Origin of the sequence: Anaerosalibacter massiliensis (genome assembly GCF_024623155.1) — a bacterium.
GTDB lineage: Bacteria > Bacillota > Clostridia > Tissierellales > Sporanaerobacteraceae > Anaerosalibacter > Anaerosalibacter massiliensis.
Genome location: NZ_JANJZL010000001.1, coordinates 304507 through 320348, shown reverse-complemented (window position 1 = coordinate 320348; position 15842 = coordinate 304507). Strand labels below are relative to the sequence as shown.

Below are 15842 nucleotides of genomic sequence, written 5' to 3'. Positions count from 1 at the left end.
TATGACAATTAGGGTGGTACCGCGAACCTTTCGTCCCTTTATAAGGACGAAGGGTTTTTTTATTTCATTTTGAAAGGAGAATGAGAATGGAAAAAGCAACTGTAAAAGAAATTTTTAAGGATTCAGAAAAATATTTAAATAATGAAATTCAAATAGAAGGATGGATAAGGACATTAAGATCTTCTAAAAAATTTGGATTTATAGAAGTAAATGATGGTACTTTCTTTAAAAATATTCAAGTTGTTTTTGATGAAAATCTTGAAAATTTTAAGGAAATATCTAAGTTCCCTATTAGTTCTTCAATAGTAGTACAGGGTAAATTAGATCCTACACCACAGGCGAAACAGCCATTTGAAATTAAGGCAACTAATGTTTCTATTATAGGTGATTCAGAAAGAGATTATCCTTTACAAAAGAAAAGACATTCTTTTGAGTATTTAAGAACTATAGCTCACTTAAGACCTAGAAGTAATGCTTTTTCTGCAGTATTTAGAGTTAGATCTTTAGCAGCTTATGCAGTTCATAAATTTTTTCAAGAAAGAAATTTTGTATATGTTCACACTCCAATAATTACTGGAAGTGATGCTGAAGGTGCAGGAGAAATGTTTAGGGTTACTAACCTAGATTTAAAAAATATACCATTAGACGATGATGGTAAAGTAGATTTCTCTGAAGATTTTTTTGGAAAAGATACAAATTTAACTGTTAGTGGACAATTAGAAGCAGAGGCTTATGCATTAGCTTTTAGAAATGTCTATACTTTTGGACCAACTTTTAGAGCAGAAAATTCAAACACTGCTCGTCATGCAGCAGAATTTTGGATGATAGAGCCAGAAATTGCTTTTGCTGATTTAAATGACAATATGGATTTGGCAGAAGATATGATGAAATATATAATTAATTATGTAATGGAAAATGCTAAGGAAGAAATGAAATTTTTCAACTCCTTTGTTGATAAGGGACTTTTTGATAGGCTTGAAAATGTAGTTAATTCTGAATTTGAACGTATAACCTATACAGAGGCAATAGATATATTAGAAAAATCCAAAGAAAAATTCCAATATCCAGTTAAATGGGGAATAGATTTGCAAACTGAACATGAAAGATATATAACAGAAAAGGTATTTAGAAAACCAGTATTTGTAATGGATTATCCAAAGGATATAAAAGCATTTTATATGAGGTTAAATGATGACGGTAAGACTGTAGCAGCTATGGATTTATTAGTACCTGGAGTTGGTGAAATAGTTGGCGGTAGTCAAAGAGAGGAAAGATTGGATATTTTAGAAAAGAGAATGGAAGAGTTAGGAATGAATAAAGAAGAATACTGGTGGTATCTAGAACTTCGAAAATATGGTGGAACAAAACACGCAGGCTTTGGTCTTGGATTCGAAAGAGCTATTATGTACATGACTGGTATGAAGAATATTAGGGATGTAATACCTTTTCCAAGAACAGTAGGTTTAGCAGAATTTTAATTTGAAATGAGGACTAAAATTTCAGGAAAATCTATAATAGGTTTTTCTGAAATTTTTTATTTTAAATTCCCAATTAAAGACCTTGATTTATTCATATATCTTTGCTATAATAGACTCTAAAACATATTATTTTTCAAAATAAATTATATATGTAGCTGTGAAAGGAAGTAGTAGGTTTTTTATTTCTTATAGAGAGCTGTCACTTGGTGGAAGACAGTAGAAATAATTCTGAACTCGTCCTTGAGTTGTTAAAGTGAAAACTATTAGCTTTAACCGGCAGAAGAGCCGTTATTCTTAGAGTGGATAGATTTTTTCTATCAATTAGTGTGGTACCGCGGAATGAAGCCTTTCGTCTCTAATAGAGATAAGGGCTTTTTTGTTTTTATAAAATAGCAAGGAGGTAATAAAGAATGGAATATAATCCGAAAACAATTGAAAAGAAGTGGCAAGATATATGGGATGAAAAAGAAATATTTAAAACTAGTGATGATAAGACAAAACCAAAATTCTATGCACTTATAGAGTTTCCTTATCCTTCAGGGCAAGGGTTACATGTAGGTCATCCTAGACCTTATACAGCTTTAGATGTAGTTTCTAGAAAAAGAAGGTTTCAAGGATATAATGTATTGTATCCAATGGGATGGGATGCTTTTGGACTTCCAACGGAAAATTTTGCTATACAGCATAAAATACATCCAAAAGTAGTTACAGAAAACAATGTGGCTAAATTTAAAAAACAACTTAAATCCATAGGATTTTCATTTGATTGGTCAAAAGAGATAAATACTACAGATCCAGCATATTATAAATGGACTCAATGGATATTTTTGCAAATGTTTAAAAAAGGTCTTGCATACAAAAAGGAAATGCCTATAAATTGGTGTACATCCTGTAAAGTGGGTTTAGCAAATGAAGAAGTAGTAAATGGAAGCTGTGAAAGATGTGGTGGAGAGGTTGTTAGAAAAGTAAAAAACCAATGGATGCTAAAGATTACTGAATATGCAGATAGATTGATTAATGATTTAGATACTGTAGATTATATAGATAGAATTAAAACTCAGCAAATAAATTGGATAGGTAGATCTGAAGGAATGGAAGTAGATTTTCAAATTGCAGGAAAAGAAGATTCCTTAAAAGTATTTACTACTAGGCCTGATACATTATTTGGTGCAACATATATGGTTATTGCTGCTGAACATCCATTAATAGAAAAGTATAATGATATTATAGAAAATATGGATGAAGTAAGAGAATATCAAGAAATGGCTACTAAGAAATCAGATTTTGAAAGAACTGAATTAAATAAAGAGAAAACAGGGGTAGAGATTAAAGGTTTGAAGGCAATAAATCCAGTAAATAACAAAGAAATATCTATTTGGATATCTGATTATGTACTTATGGGTTATGGAACTGGTGCTATAATGTCTGTACCTGCCCATGATAGTAGAGACTGGGAATTTGCTAAAAAGTTTGAACTTCCAATTGTAGAGGTAGTTAAAGGCGGAGATGTTAAAAAAGAAGCCTATACAGATACAGAAACAGGAATATTAGTTAACTCTGATTTTATAAATGGATTAGAAGTGAAGGATGCTATAGGGAAAATGAGCAATTGGTTAGAGGAAAAAGGCTTAGGTAAAAGAAAAGTTAATTATAAATTGAGAGATTGGGTATTTTCACGTCAAAGATATTGGGGAGAACCTATACCTCTTGTGCACTGTGAAAAATGTGGATGGGTTCCAGTTCCAGAGGAGGAACTTCCAGTTATGTTACCTGAAGTGGAGAATTACGAGCCTACCCATAATGGAGAATCACCTCTTGCAAATATGGAAGAATGGGTGAATGTAAGTTGTCCTAAATGTGGAGGGAACGCTACAAGAGAAACAGATACTATGCCACAATGGGCTGGTTCTTCTTGGTATTTCTTAAGATATATAGATCCATATAATGACAAAGAAATAGCAAGTAAGGAAGAAATAGATTATTGGCTTCCAGTAGACTGGTATAATGGAGGAATGGAGCATACAACCCTTCATTTATTGTATTCAAGATTTTGGCATAAATTTTTATATGATATAGGAGTAGTATCTTCTAAAGAGCCATACAATAAAAGAACTGCCCATGGAATGATCTTGGGAGGCAATAATGAAAAAATGTCAAAATCCAGAGGAAATGTAGTTAATCCAGATGACATAGTGAATGAATATGGAGCGGATACATTAAGAACTTATGAAATGTTCATAGGAGATTTTGAAAAAAGTGTTCCTTGGTCTGAAAATGGAGTTAAGGGTTGTAGAAGATTTTTAGAAAGAGTATGGAGGCTTCAAGATATAGTTGTAGATGGAAATAGTTATTCAGATAAGCTAGAGGCAAGTATTCATAAAACTATAAAAAAAGTAACAGAGGATTATGAAACATTGAAGTTTAATACAGCTATTGCAGCATTAATGTCTCTGTTAAATGAATTTAATGATATAGGAAAAATAAATAAAGAAGAGCTTAGGACTTACCTAATACTTCTAAATCCTGTAGCACCTCATATTACTGAAGAAGTTTGGGAAAAATCAGGACTAGGTGATACATTACACGAATCTATTTGGCCAAAATGGGATAAAAATAAGTTAGTAGAGGATGTAGTAGAAATTGCCATTCAGGTGAATGGGAAGGTTAGAGGTAGGGAGAAAATAGCTATAGATGAATCTAAAGAAAGTATAAGAGATAAAGTAGTACAAAATGAAGGTGTTAAGAAATTTATTGAAGATAAAGAAATTGTTAAGGAAATATATATACCGGGTAAAATATATAATATAGTAGTTAAATAATTGGTCAAAAAGGGAGGTTTTCCTCCCTTTTAAATTACCTATAGGAGGCAAAAATATGAAAAAAATTAAGATAATTACAGATAGTACTAGTTATTTAAGCAAAGAGTATGCATTGGAAAGAGATATTTCTGTTATACCATTAAGTTATACTTTTGAAAATGAAACTTATAAAGAAGGATTTCCTGGAGAATTTGATGAGTTTTTCAAAAGATTAAGTGAATCTAAGGATTTTCCAATAACATCTCAACCTTCTACAGGAGATTTCCTTAAAGAATATGAAGAAGCTCTTAATAAATATGATGAAATAATAGTTTTAACTTTATCTTCTAAATTAAGTGGCACTTATAACAATGCTATGTTAGCTAGAACTATGTCAGAAGAAAGTAGAATAACAGTAGTGGATTCTAGGCAGGCAGCTTCTAATCTAAAATTATTAGTCGAAGAAGCTGTAGATATGATTGAGGATGGTAAGAGTAGAGATGAAATAATAAATCGTGTAGCTGAAATGGAAAAAGGTATGGCTATTTATTTTACAGTAGGAACATTGGAATATTTGAAAAGAGGAGGAAGATTGAGTGCTGTTAGCACTGTCATAGGTTCAGTTTTGAATATTAAACCGATTATAGCACTTCAAAATGGTGAGTTGGAATTGTTAGAGAAAACTAGAGGAAAAAATAGAGCTGTAAAGAAGATGCTTGGATTAATTCCTTCTAATATAAATCAAATTAGCATTTGTCACATATTAAACTATGATGAAGCTTTAAGTTTAAAGAGTAAATTAATAGAGATTTTTCCTAAAGCGGTAGTGACTATAGATGAAATAGGACCAGTAGTAGGTGCTCATTTAGGACCAGAGACTATAGGAGTCTGTTATAGTTATTGATAAATATATTTCAATTTTCAAAAAGTATGTTATAATGAGATGGGAAATAAGTATAAAAAATCTATTTTTTGGAGGTGCTGTTTAATGAAAAAGATTTTAGTTACAGGAGCTCTTGGTCAAATAGGATCTGAACTTACTATGGAATTGAGAAAGATGTATGGTGACAACAATGTTATAGCTAGTAGTAGGAGAAAAAAGGAAGGACAAGAGGAGGTAATTGAATCAGGTCCTTTTGAAGTAGTAGATGTGTTGGAAGGCGAAAAGTTAGCCAATGTAGTAAAGAAACATAAAGTTGACACCATTATTCATTTAGCAGCAATACTATCAGCTGTAGGGGAAGAAAGGCCTAATCAAGCATGGAATATTAATATGAATGGTCTGTATAATATTTTAGAAATAGGAAGAGAAGAAAATTGCTTAGTATTTACCCCAAGTTCTATTGCAGCTTTTGGACCATCTACACCTCAGGATAAGACACCTCAAGATACTATACAAAGACCAGAAACTATGTATGGTGTAACAAAAGTTGCGGGAGAAATTCTATGTGATTACTACTTTAAAAAATTTGGTGTAGATACTAGAGGAGTACGTTTTCCAGGACTTATATCCCATAAGACATTACCAGGTGGTGGAACAACAGATTACGCAGTGCATATATATTATGATGCATTAAAACATGGAAGGTATACATCTTTTATTAAAGAAGGTACTTATATGGATATGATGTATATGCCAGATGCTATTGACGCTATAATTCAGCTTATGCAAGCAGATCCAGATAAACTTATTCATAGAAATGCTTTCAATATTACAGCTATGAGTTTTGAACCAGAAGATATAGCTGCTGAGATTAAAAAACATATACCTGAATTTGAGATGGATTATGATGTAGATCCAGTAAGACAGGCAATAGCAGAATCTTGGCCAAATTCTCTTGATGATACTGCAGCAAGAGAAGAATGGGGTTGGAATCCTAAATATGATTTAGCTAAAATGACTGAAGATATGTTGGAGAAACTAAAATTAAAATTAAATAAGTAGGAATATGCGTAAATTAAAAGGGATCTTTCTAATAGAGAATGGTCCCTTTGTTTATTTAGATATATATTTTTTAAAAATAAAAAGAGAAGAAATGTAATTATATTATTACATATAAATTAATTAATATAATCACACAAAGATAACTTTTATAATATATTAGTATTAAAGAAAGAAATATTTTATTACAAGGTAAAAAATATTTAAATAATAAATTTGAAGAAAGGAGATTTAGATTATGACGAAAGTTTATTATTATAATCCAAATAAATGTTGTCACAAACATGAACATTCTCATGAAAATCATCATAAATCCAGTTGCCATAAACCACCAAAAAAAGATTGTGAACCAAAAAATCTAGGTTTAAAGTGCAAAGAAATATGTGGTGCTGTAAATATACCTTTTATTAATTTAGCTACTACACCACCAGTACAAACTACACTAGGAAATGTTTCAGTAGACTTGAGATGTTATGATAAACCAAAATTGAAAATAGACTTTTCAGCTATAGCAAACCTTAATTTGACTGCTGCTACCAACTTCACATTGACTTTTAGAGTATACAGAAGATGTGATAATGGACCAGAGGTAGAAATAGATACAATTGTTATACCAAATACTATTCCAGTTACAGCAGCAATTGTTGCATCTAGTCCAGTTAGTTTTAGTATATGTGATGAAGATTTTTGTCCTGGAGAATGTTGCACTTATAGAATAACAGTTGAAGGAACATCTACTGCAGCTATAACAGGTTCATTTAATATAAGTAAAGGAGTTATATCCACATTAGTAACTGAACAATGTTAATACAATATTAGTTTATCATTAAAGCTCCTTTCTAGTAGTATATGCTACTAGAAAGGAGTTTATAATAATTATATTTAGAATAAATATAATTAGAGGTGATTTAAAAATTGAGAGAGAAAAATTATTATATATGTTTATTGAGTTCAAAAAATTATGTAATACAGATTATATATATATTAGAAAACCTAGGCTACACAAAATTTGATATTATATCTACTCCTTATGAAATAAGGAGAGGATGTGATTATGCGATTAAATTTAAAAAAATAGAAGATTTACAAATTATTATGAAAGAAACAAATAAATTAAACATGGAAATTAAAGATGTATATAAAATTGAAAGAATAAATGGTGAAAAAACCATTAAAAAGATAAAATATTTTATTTAAACTTGAAAAAACCTTTTTTATGCTTTTGGTCCTCAGTACTCATCAGTTTTTCTTTCATTAGTTTTAATTCTTCTTCTATAATATTTGAGTGAGCAATTATTTGTTCTATTGTTTCTTTTATTTCTAGTATATTTTTCTTGAGCTCCATAAAGTCAGAGTTGTGAATAGAAATTAATTCATCTTTTTCTTCAATTTGTATATCCTTATTATTTAAGTTTATTATTTCTTCTTTATCAAAGTTGATTTTTTTTTGATCTTTTTCATTAAAAAATAGATACATTTTATCACTAATTTGGGCATAAAAATTATTAGTTTTGTTATTAAGATATTTTTTTTTAGAATTAGATGAGTATTTTAAGAACCATATAGAAGGGCTATTTAGTTTTATTTTATCTATAAGGATCCAAGTTTCGCCATAGTCCATTGAATTTAAACATCCTATTTCATCATCTTTCAGATATGTTATTTTTAAAGTTTCATTTATTTCTGACATTATAGGTGTATATGTACAGTTATTAATAACAGGTAAATTTATTTTTTTCCATTTAAATTTACTTTGTCCTCCAGGAGATAATTTTTTGTATCTAAGAATATAATCTTTGTCTTCTAAACTAGACCAAAGAATATGAATATTGTTTTTAGAATCTATAAATAAATATGGAAATTTGTTATTTGTCTTAGTAAGAGAGATTTTTTCAATAATTTGAGACCATTTTTTTATAAAAACATTATAAAAGGTATAGTAAATATGTGTTGAGTTACGTTCATTAGTTCTAAAAACAAGATGTATATTGCCTAAATTATCTGAATCAATGTAAAAGGGAGCAAGTATTTTCTTGGAAAATATACTTGTTACAGTTTTTTTTGTCCAATTTGAAGAATTTTTAGTTATTTGTTCTATGCTCCATAAATTAATATTTACTAGATTAGCACAAGCATAAAAAATATTTACAGAATTATTTGACATAAATAAGGTTATATGTTTATAAATATTTGATTTAGTATTTAACCTAAAAATTGATTGCTTAATCCACTTTTTTTGAGTATAAGTACAGTGTATCAAATTACCATTTTCAATTAAATAAATTAATTGTATCTTATCTTTTTCATCAATAATTACTGAAAAATCTAATATATTATGCTCTATTTCAGAAAGAGAAATAATATTATTATTTTTATTATCAAATTTATTAAAAAGCAAATTGTTTTTTTCATCGATGTAAAAATTGAAATATTCTCCTTTTGAATTTTTAATAAGTTCACTTTCTTTTATTTTAATGTTCAATTTATTCCCTCCTTTTTTATATAAAAAATCACAAAACTTTATATAATTCATAATATGAGAGTAAGAGTTAATTTATTAAAGATAAAGGAGTGAAAATGATGACTGAAGGTTTCAAGTTTTCCAGTTGTAATGGAAAAATGGAATTTGATTTAAATCAAATCAAGGAATTAGATTGTATTATGGTAGATAAAGTTTATGATCAATGTCAACAGAGAGAATGTTATCCTAAAGTAGAGCTTGACATAGGTTCCAAATCTTTTGATAATATAAGATTTAAACCTGGGTTTATAGTTCCAGATACTTTAATAATATCTGACATACCTAATAAACCACACTTTAGGAGGGTTCAATTTACATTAAGGGTACCATATGAAGTAATTATGTCTGATGGTACGTCGGTCGAAGGGCTTTTGCCAGATACTAAGGAAGATATAGTAATGTTTATACCAGATGCAAGAGATGAATTTGAGTTTAAAATCATTGTAGAAACAAACTCTCAAGTATTAGGTCAACCTATGGTAATAGATAAAAAGCTTACTTTTGCAGCAGGTTTATTTATAATAATTAAAGTTTTAGGTAGAGTTCAATTACTAATTCCTACATTTGGTTTTTGCCCAGAACCACCAGAGTGTGAAGAGTTTAGTCCAGAAGATATTTGTGATGATTTTGATTGCCATCCATTTCCTTTATTCTCTCCCCTACAATATCAGGATATATTTGAAGATGAAGATTAAAAGAAGAGCGTTAGGCTCTTCTTTTTTTCGTAAGTATGATTAAAATAGGAATTAACTTAGTGGTGAAAGTTTAATACTAGTCCTGATATTGTTAAATATTGGTTTGAGACAAGGATATATAAGAAATTTCTTTGAATCATACAAGAAGGTATTGGTTACTGAGACAGTTATGCATAGGAATACTGACGTAACTAACTATGAAAAAATTTCACGATAATAATTATTATTTGTACTGAATTAGAAATAGAAAATATATTGGAATCAAATATAGGGTGAAAATAAGTATTTTAACTTATTTCCACCCTATATTTAGTTTATTTTTTTGAAAGTTTTTCATTTTTTCTTTTGTTTTCATATATTAAAGCTAATTTATCTAATATATCTACTGGATCTATAATCATAGATTTTCCTTTAGAAGAAGTATTTTCATTTTTTAAAGATGAATCTTTTTTGCTTGAGACTTCTTCTGTAATCTCTTTATCTTCCTTAAATTCAATATTTATCTCTTCTTTTTTATTATTTGTAATAGGATATTCATTTTTTCTTAAATCATTTCCCATTATAACACCTCCATTTAACATTAATTATTATGATTTACTAAACTTTGATATTTTTTTAAATAATTTATAAATTTCTTCTTCATTAAAATTACAATCATTAATTAAATGGGAGGTGATTTCTTCTGGGCTACTATTGGTATAAAAGTTTTGATTTTTATTTATATCATTTAAAACTTTTTTATATAATTTTTTTTCTTTTGGAAAAAGAACATCCTCCAAATTCAATTCATATGTTTCAGGTCTTTCATGAGTTCCACCTTGGTCTTTATAATTTTCAAACCAAATATGATTTTCTTCACATTGAAACTTTACATTTTCAGGTTTATTTATTTTTATTATTTCAGTAGTATTACAAAACTTACATTTCATAGACTCACTCCTTGCTCTCCTTAGAGATACCAAATATTTTAACTCCTGGTTCTATTTCTATGAGCTCAAACCTCTTATTATTTATAGTAAGAATGCCTTTTTCATCAATTTTCAAATCTAGATCTAATCCCTCAATATTAAATTTGTCTATATAGTAAGGATTTAAAATTACAAATATTGAATTTAATTGTATTGGTGAAATATTATTATTATTAGTCAGATTTGCTTGATTTGAAGCATTTATCATAAAATTATATAATCGACTATTTTCATCACTTAAAATATCGTCCAAACCTTCTTCTATTTTATTTTTTTCTTCCAATTTTCCCCCTCCATATAAGATCATTAGAAATTATTCATCACTTTTAGTTATTTTTTTATCAGAATATATACATATATTCTTATCATCTATTAAATCACCATCAAGACCATTAATGGATAATTCTCCAGACCTATCAATATTTATTGAAATAGGAATATTTTCTTTTTTAGTGTCTATATAAAGATATTCAAGTCCAAGAATTGCAAAAAAATTAAATTGAGACAAATCTATTTTTTTACAGCTAAAAGTGTTTGCTTGGTTTGAGAGGTTAAGTACTAATGATTGTTTTAATTTTTCCAAAATAATCACCTCATATATTCATTCATAATTTTTTGCACTTCTTTGTTTTTGTCTTCATTGCTTAGTTTTTTATTATTTCGTAGTAAATATAGTTTTTCTAAAAGTTCTACGGGGTTGTTTTGTTTTTTTATATTCATTGTCATTTCAATATTTCCTAATTCTATCTTATTTATATAGTCATCTATATTAGGATTTTCATCTACTGATTTCTTATTTTCTTTTTTATTATCCAAAATAATACCTCCTTACTTTCTAAAATTTAACAGTTGTAGTTTCTTTTCTATCTGGACTTTCTTTATCTTTTATTGTAATTGTTTTTCCCTTTTCAGCTTTTTTACTACTTTCAATTATTTTTTGTGTTTCTTCCCCAGAGCTAATTTTGTTATGTTGTTCAACATCTATACTTAAGTTTTTGTATTTAGAATTAGCTGCATCATAGGGTTCACCATCTACATATACATTGCCTTTCATATCAATTTTAAGTTCCCAAGGAACACCATCACGTTTTTTATTGGATCTTATTTTTATCCAATCATTATTTTCTGACATCTTATAGCCTCCTTTATGCGAAATTAATATTAACAGTGGAGGAATTTTGAGTTACTGCAGAATATGCAGAAAGGCACATATTAGATTGCTGGTTTGTATTTATTTGATTTGCAATCTTTGCACCCATACGGACATTGTCTTTATCTTTTACTTTTGGCAAAGTTTTTTTAAAATCTTGAGACATAGTAAAGCCTCCTATTATCAAATATTTCTACTAGTATGTTATGTATTGTAGGGATAAATGTTCATAAAATTTTCATAAAAAAAGAACCTCTGAAAAAAGAGGTTCAAACTTATTGTTTGCCAACAATACAATAAATCCTTATATTATATTGTTGTTTTATCTACCATTGATTTTAATAATTGTATTTTTTCTGATTTACTGGCGTTTTCAGGTTTTACTTCTTGAAAGGCTGTTAGTATTTCAGTAGCGCTAGTAGGGTTTAATGGTATATCTGATTCTAAACTTATACCTTTAAGAGGGAGATTTAACGGGTGAAATTTCTTTGAATTAAATGTTAAACCATCTTTTGAAAATCCTATTTTCAAGTCTAACTCTCCTTTCTTTATAATTTAGATTTTTTAAAAATACTTATTTTAACAGGGAGTTTTCCCTTTATTATATTCTATTAAATATCTAGCAAGTCACTATCATCTTGAATAGAAAAACCAACTTGAGCTTCTATTACATTGGCAACTTGAGCAGCAATTAGTGTCAATACTTGTAGCTGAACTTGGGTTACAGTTTTTTGATTTATCACAGATGCAAATATACGATCTGCCATTAATTTCCACCTCCTTAATTTTACATATCTAATGTTTTTATCAATTTTTAAATATCTAGTAAGTCACTATCATCTTGAATAGAAAAACCAACTTGAGCTTCTATTACATTAGCAACTTGAGCAGCAACTATTGTTAGCACTTGTAGTTGGACTTGAGTTACAGTCTTTTGATTTACTACGGATGCAAAAATGCGATCTGACATTATATTTAACCTCCTTAATTTATTATTAATTATGGTTAAATTAGATTTATTATCTAATTTTAAATATCTAGCAAGTCTCTATCATCTTGAATTGTAAAACCAACTTGAGCTTCTATTACATTGGCAACTTGTGCAGCAATTATTGTTAATACCTGAAGTTGGATTTGAGTTACGGTTTTTTGATTTACTACAGAGGCAAAGATACGATCTGACACTATGTCACCTCCTCATACCTTTGTTTTTGGTTCAGTACATACTATGCATGTATTTATAATTATGCTACATAAAAAATGTAATTATAATGAATATGAATGTTGACAAGAATACTAGGGTATTATATACTTATAAAAGAATACCAAGTAAATTAGTTGGAATTAAAAGAGGTGGAAAAATGAGATTATCTACGAAAGGACGATATGGCCTAAAAGCTATGTTTCAGTTGTCTCTTCACTATGGAGAAGGTCCTATTCCTTTAAAAAGTGTAGCAGATGAACAGAGAATATCTGAAAATTATTTAGAACAATTAGTAGCTGTACTTAGAAAAGATGGATTTCTTGAGAGTGTAAGAGGAGCACAAGGTGGATATCTATTGTCAAAGCCTCCGTCAGAGATTACTGTGGGAAGTATTTTAAGATCCTTAGAGGGAAATATGGCACCAGCTGATTGTGTAATAGATGATGAGATGAATAAATGTGATAGGGAAGAGCATTGTGTTACAAAATTAGTTTGGATGAGAATAAGGGATAGTATTGATGAAGTAATAGATTCTATTACTCTTCAAGATATGGTTGATGAACATATGGATATATTATCAAATAGGAAAGCAGAAGTTTAGGAGGAGATATTATGAAAAATTATATCTACATGGACAATTCAGCTACTACTCCTGTAAAAAAGGAAGTATTAGATGAAATGATTCCATATTTTATCGAAAATTATGGAAATCCATCAAGTATCTATTCATTAGGAAGTAAATCTAAAAATGCTGTTGAAAGCGCAAGAGATAAGGTTGCAAAGGTACTTGGGGCAAAATCAAGTGAAATATTTTTTACTGGAGGAGGCTCTGAATCAGATAATTGGGCTATTAAAGGAATTGCTTTTGCAAATAAAAATAAAGGAAATCATATTATTACTACAAAGATTGAACATCATGGAGTACTTCATACATGTGAATATTTAGAAAGAAAAGGTTTTAAGGTTACTTATTTAGATGTAGATGAATATGGAATGATAGATATAAATGATCTTAAAAATTCTATTACAGATGAAACTATACTTATTACTATAATGTTTGCCAATAATGAAATTGGAACTATACAACCTATTAAAGAAATTGGTGAAATAGCCAAGGAAAAAGGTATATATTTTCACACAGATGCAGTTCAAGCTGTAGGCCATGTGAAAATTGATGTAAATGAATTAAATATAGATCTACTTTCATTATCTGCCCATAAATTTTATGGACCAAAAGGTATAGGTGCATTATACATCAGACGAGGAGTAAAACTAGACTCTTTAATAGAAGGAGGAGCTCAAGAGAGGAGTAGAAGGGCAGGGACTGAGAATGTTCCTGGTATAGTAGGATTAGGTAAAGCTATAGAACTTGCTTACGAAAATATAGATGAAAATAATGAAAAGCTTATAACTCTCAGGGAAAGACTTATAAAAAAAGTTTTTGACAGCATTGATTATGTAAGATTAAATGGACATCCAACAAAAAGACTTCCGGGAAATGTTAGCTTTTGTTTTAAATTTATAGAAGGAGAGTCTCTATTACTTAGTTTAGATATGGAAGGAATAGCAGGTTCTAGCGGTTCAGCATGTACTTCAGGATCTTTAGATCCTTCTCATGTACTTTTAGCTATAGGTCTTCCACATGAAATAGCTCATGGTTCATTAAGGCTTTCATTAGGTGATTTCAATACAAAAGAGGAAATAGACTATGTAGTTGAAAAATTGACAGAAATTGTACAAAGACTTAGAGATATGTCACCACTATATGAAAAGGCAAAGGAGGAAAAATAATGTATTCAGAAAAAGTAATGGAACATTTTAGAAATCCTAGAAATGTTGGTGAAATACCAGATGCAGATGGTGTTGGTGAAGTAGGAAATCCAAAGTGTGGAGATATTATGAAAATGTATTTAAAAATAGAAGATGGAATTATTAAGGATGTTAAATTTAAAACTTTTGGTTGTGGTTCTGCCATAGCTTCTTCAAGTATGGCAACAGAAATGGTTAAAGGAAAGAGTATAGATGAAGCTATGAAGGTTACAAATAAATCTGTAGCTGAATCTCTTGATGGACTACCACCAATTAAAATGCATTGTTCCGTATTAGCTGAACAAGCTATAAAAGCTGCACTTTTAGATTACTCAAATAAGAACAATATTTACATTGATGGTCTTGAAGATTTTGATCCTACTGAAGATCCACATGATCATCATTAGAAAAAAACTGCTGAAATATTTCAGCAGTTTTTTTAATTTAAAAATCAAATATTTTTAAAAATATGTGAAATACTAATTCAATAAAGGTGAATTTAAAATTGAAAAGGAGCATCTATGTGATAAGATATAAGGATTTAATTGGAGCAAATGTGGTGGAAGAAAAGAATGGTGAAAAAATAGGAGAAATATCTGATGTGATTTTCACAGATGATTTTGAAAAATTCATTGGTTTTTTAATAGAAGATGGAAAATTTTTAAAACAAAAGAAAAAGATATTTATAGATGATATTTTATCTTTTGGCAAGGATGTTATTATTATTGATTCAGAAAAAGTCTTATCTATTAAAAAGAACAATGTAAATGAAGGTATTACAGGAGAGGATATTAAATTTATAGATAAAGAAATACTTACAGAAAATGGTGAGTGCCTAGGATATATAAAAGATTTATTATTTAACTATGAAAAAGAAAAGTTAATTGGATATATTATTACTGAAGGGATAATAGAAGATATTACTAAGGGAAGAAGTTTTGTGCCTAATTTATCAAATATAAAAATAAATAAGGAAAATCTAATAGTAGGTAATGAAGTTAAATATTTAATTAGCAAAAATAAAGAACATTACAAAAAACTGTTAGAATTGATAGAGAGATAAAGAGGCAAGATAAATATAGAATCTAAAAAAGGGAGATGATATAAATGAATGGTAGTTTTAAAAGAGGAGCTTTTATGGGAAGTCTTATAGGAGCATCAGCAGCAGTATTTGCTGCATCTAGAATAGGACCAATGCAAAAGAGAAAAATTAGGAGAAATACTAGAAAAGCTATATCAAATATAAAGGATGGGATGAACTTAATTTGGAAATAGGC

24 protein-coding genes and 2 other annotated features (1 of these 26 running past the window's edge) are annotated in these 15842 nt (G+C 28.8%); of the genes, 12 read left to right on the top strand and 12 right to left on the bottom strand.

Annotation, left to right across the window (positions count from 1 at the left end; translation table 11 throughout):
- Nucleotides 1-41: a binding site (T-box leader), on the top strand (it extends 195 nt beyond the left edge of the window).
- A 45-nt stretch (nt 42-86) separates the two neighbouring features.
- The 6 genes from asnS (at nt 87) to NSA23_RS01885 (ending at nt 7415) form a co-directional block, all read left to right on the top strand.
- A complete protein-coding gene (gene asnS / locus NSA23_RS01910) occupies nt 87-1478 on the top strand; it encodes an asparagine--tRNA ligase (protein ID WP_042681545.1) in 1392 nt (463 codons plus the stop codon).
- A gap of 148 nt (nt 1479-1626) precedes the next feature.
- Nucleotides 1627-1838, top strand: a binding site (T-box leader).
- Between the two features lie 50 nt (nt 1839-1888).
- A complete protein-coding gene (gene leuS / locus NSA23_RS01905; protein WP_042681547.1) occupies nt 1889-4297 on the top strand; it encodes a leucine--tRNA ligase in 2409 nt (802 codons plus the stop codon).
- Nucleotides 4298-4352: 55 nt separating this feature from the next.
- Nucleotides 4353-5180: a DegV family protein gene (locus NSA23_RS01900; RefSeq protein WP_042681549.1), complete on the top strand. Its 828-nt coding sequence runs from the start codon at nt 4353-4355 to the stop codon at nt 5178-5180.
- Nucleotides 5181-5264: 84 nt separating this feature from the next.
- Nucleotides 5265-6221: an L-threonine 3-dehydrogenase gene (locus tag NSA23_RS01895; protein WP_042681551.1), complete on the top strand. Its 957-nt coding sequence runs from the start codon at nt 5265-5267 to the stop codon at nt 6219-6221.
- Nucleotides 6222-6456: 235 nt separating this feature from the next.
- A complete protein-coding gene (locus NSA23_RS01890; protein WP_042681553.1) occupies nt 6457-7026 on the top strand; it encodes a DUF4489 domain-containing protein in 570 nt (189 codons plus the stop codon).
- A 107-nt stretch (nt 7027-7133) separates the two neighbouring features.
- Nucleotides 7134-7415 (top strand): putative Se/S carrier-like protein, encoded by a 282-nt coding sequence (locus NSA23_RS01885; protein WP_042681555.1) that lies wholly within the window; start codon nt 7134-7136, stop codon nt 7413-7415.
- Here NSA23_RS01885 and NSA23_RS01880 read toward each other — a convergent pair.
- Nucleotides 7408-8700, bottom strand: a complete 1293-nt coding sequence (locus NSA23_RS01880; RefSeq protein WP_042681557.1) for a hypothetical protein — start codon at nt 8698-8700, stop codon at nt 7408-7410. The genes NSA23_RS01885 and NSA23_RS01880 overlap by 8 nt on opposite strands.
- A gap of 98 nt (nt 8701-8798) precedes the next feature.
- Between NSA23_RS01880 and NSA23_RS01875 the strand changes: the two genes are divergently transcribed.
- Nucleotides 8799-9434 carry a hypothetical protein gene (locus tag NSA23_RS01875; RefSeq protein WP_050069794.1) on the top strand — a complete coding sequence of 212 codons (636 nt, stop codon included), beginning with the start codon at nt 8799-8801 and terminating at the stop codon, nt 9432-9434.
- Between the two features lie 314 nt (nt 9435-9748).
- Here the strand turns inward: NSA23_RS01875 and NSA23_RS01870 are convergent, their stop codons facing one another.
- The 11 genes from NSA23_RS01870 to NSA23_RS01820 all read right to left on the bottom strand — a co-directional run bounded on the left by NSA23_RS01870 (nt 9749) and on the right by NSA23_RS01820 (nt 12737).
- Complete coding sequence (locus NSA23_RS01870) at nt 9749-9994, bottom strand: hypothetical protein (protein ID WP_042681560.1); 246 nt, start codon at nt 9992-9994, stop codon at nt 9749-9751.
- 27 nt (nt 9995-10021) lie between these two features.
- The gene (locus tag NSA23_RS01865; protein WP_042681563.1) at nt 10022-10363 is read right to left on the bottom strand and encodes a hypothetical protein; all 342 of its coding nucleotides are present in this window, start codon (nt 10361-10363) and stop codon (nt 10022-10024) included.
- A gap of 4 nt (nt 10364-10367) precedes the next feature.
- Entirely contained in the window at nt 10368-10685 is a 318-nt protein-coding gene (locus NSA23_RS01860; RefSeq protein WP_042681565.1) for a hypothetical protein, read from the bottom strand.
- Between the two features lie 30 nt (nt 10686-10715).
- A complete protein-coding gene (locus tag NSA23_RS01855; RefSeq protein ID WP_042681568.1) occupies nt 10716-10985 on the bottom strand; it encodes a hypothetical protein in 270 nt (89 codons plus the stop codon).
- 5 nt (nt 10986-10990) lie between these two features.
- Nucleotides 10991-11218 (bottom strand): hypothetical protein, encoded by a 228-nt coding sequence (locus NSA23_RS01850; protein ID WP_042681569.1) that lies wholly within the window; start codon nt 11216-11218, stop codon nt 10991-10993.
- A gap of 19 nt (nt 11219-11237) precedes the next feature.
- Nucleotides 11238-11534, bottom strand: a complete 297-nt coding sequence (locus NSA23_RS01845; protein WP_042681572.1) for a hypothetical protein — start codon at nt 11532-11534, stop codon at nt 11238-11240.
- A 13-nt stretch (nt 11535-11547) separates the two neighbouring features.
- A complete protein-coding gene (locus NSA23_RS01840; RefSeq protein ID WP_187116661.1) occupies nt 11548-11718 on the bottom strand; it encodes a hypothetical protein in 171 nt (56 codons plus the stop codon).
- A gap of 143 nt (nt 11719-11861) precedes the next feature.
- The gene (locus tag NSA23_RS01835) at nt 11862-12083 is read right to left on the bottom strand and encodes a hypothetical protein (protein ID WP_042681574.1); all 222 of its coding nucleotides are present in this window, start codon (nt 12081-12083) and stop codon (nt 11862-11864) included.
- A gap of 80 nt (nt 12084-12163) precedes the next feature.
- The gene (locus NSA23_RS01830) at nt 12164-12319 is read right to left on the bottom strand and encodes a hypothetical protein (protein WP_187116662.1); all 156 of its coding nucleotides are present in this window, start codon (nt 12317-12319) and stop codon (nt 12164-12166) included.
- A gap of 47 nt (nt 12320-12366) precedes the next feature.
- On the bottom strand, nt 12367-12522 hold the full coding sequence (locus tag NSA23_RS01825) for a hypothetical protein (RefSeq protein WP_187116663.1): 156 nt from the start codon (nt 12520-12522) through the stop codon (nt 12367-12369).
- A 59-nt stretch (nt 12523-12581) separates the two neighbouring features.
- The gene (locus tag NSA23_RS01820; protein ID WP_187116664.1) at nt 12582-12737 is read right to left on the bottom strand and encodes a hypothetical protein; all 156 of its coding nucleotides are present in this window, start codon (nt 12735-12737) and stop codon (nt 12582-12584) included.
- 92 nt (nt 12738-12829) lie between these two features.
- On the opposite strand from NSA23_RS01820, the gene NSA23_RS01815 reads away from it, so the two are divergent.
- The 5 genes from NSA23_RS01815 (at nt 12830) to NSA23_RS01795 (ending at nt 15840) form a co-directional block, all read left to right on the top strand.
- Nucleotides 12830-13357, top strand: a complete 528-nt coding sequence (locus NSA23_RS01815; RefSeq protein ID WP_257490067.1) for an RrF2 family transcriptional regulator — start codon at nt 12830-12832, stop codon at nt 13355-13357.
- Nucleotides 13358-13368: 11 nt separating this feature from the next.
- Nucleotides 13369-14547 (top strand): cysteine desulfurase NifS, encoded by a 1179-nt coding sequence (gene nifS, locus NSA23_RS01810; protein WP_042681576.1) that lies wholly within the window; start codon nt 13369-13371, stop codon nt 14545-14547.
- A complete protein-coding gene (nifU, locus tag NSA23_RS01805; RefSeq protein WP_042681579.1) occupies nt 14547-14972 on the top strand; it encodes a Fe-S cluster assembly scaffold protein NifU in 426 nt (141 codons plus the stop codon). Before nifS ends, nifU begins: the two co-directional genes overlap by 1 nt.
- Before the next feature lie 116 nt (nt 14973-15088).
- On the top strand, nt 15089-15628 hold the full coding sequence (locus NSA23_RS01800) for a PRC-barrel domain-containing protein (RefSeq protein ID WP_042681581.1): 540 nt from the start codon (nt 15089-15091) through the stop codon (nt 15626-15628).
- A gap of 44 nt (nt 15629-15672) precedes the next feature.
- Nucleotides 15673-15840 (top strand): YtxH domain-containing protein, encoded by a 168-nt coding sequence (locus NSA23_RS01795; RefSeq protein ID WP_147524987.1) that lies wholly within the window; start codon nt 15673-15675, stop codon nt 15838-15840.
- Nucleotides 15841-15842: the final 2 nt, after the last annotated feature.

Coding starts and splice junctions, on each gene's coding strand:
- NSA23_RS01875 (WP_050069794.1), top strand. CDS start 8,799: ATGACTGAAGGTTTCAAGTTTTCCAGTTGTAATGGAAAAATGGAATTT.
- NSA23_RS01865 (WP_042681563.1), bottom strand. CDS start 10,363: ATGAAATGTAAGTTTTGTAATACTACTGAAATAATAAAAATAAATAAA.
- NSA23_RS01825 (WP_187116663.1), bottom strand. CDS start 12,522: ATGTCAGATCGCATTTTTGCATCCGTAGTAAATCAAAAGACTGTAACT.
- asnS (WP_042681545.1), top strand. CDS start 87: ATGGAAAAAGCAACTGTAAAAGAAATTTTTAAGGATTCAGAAAAATAT.
- NSA23_RS01795 (WP_147524987.1), top strand. CDS start 15,673: ATGAATGGTAGTTTTAAAAGAGGAGCTTTTATGGGAAGTCTTATAGGA.
- NSA23_RS01845 (WP_042681572.1), bottom strand. CDS start 11,534: ATGTCAGAAAATAATGATTGGATAAAAATAAGATCCAATAAAAAACGT.
- leuS (WP_042681547.1), top strand. CDS start 1,889: ATGGAATATAATCCGAAAACAATTGAAAAGAAGTGGCAAGATATATGG.
- NSA23_RS01900 (WP_042681549.1), top strand. CDS start 4,353: ATGAAAAAAATTAAGATAATTACAGATAGTACTAGTTATTTAAGCAAA.
- NSA23_RS01840 (WP_187116661.1), bottom strand. CDS start 11,718: ATGTCTCAAGATTTTAAAAAAACTTTGCCAAAAGTAAAAGATAAAGAC.
- nifU (WP_042681579.1), top strand. CDS start 14,547: ATGTATTCAGAAAAAGTAATGGAACATTTTAGAAATCCTAGAAATGTT.
- NSA23_RS01830 (WP_187116662.1), bottom strand. CDS start 12,319: ATGGCAGATCGTATATTTGCATCTGTGATAAATCAAAAAACTGTAACC.
- NSA23_RS01895 (WP_042681551.1), top strand. CDS start 5,265: ATGAAAAAGATTTTAGTTACAGGAGCTCTTGGTCAAATAGGATCTGAA.
- nifS (WP_042681576.1), top strand. CDS start 13,369: ATGAAAAATTATATCTACATGGACAATTCAGCTACTACTCCTGTAAAA.
- NSA23_RS01870 (WP_042681560.1), bottom strand. CDS start 9,994: ATGGGAAATGATTTAAGAAAAAATGAATATCCTATTACAAATAATAAA.
- NSA23_RS01815 (WP_257490067.1), top strand. CDS start 12,830: ATGAATGTTGACAAGAATACTAGGGTATTATATACTTATAAAAGAATA.
- NSA23_RS01890 (WP_042681553.1), top strand. CDS start 6,457: ATGACGAAAGTTTATTATTATAATCCAAATAAATGTTGTCACAAACAT.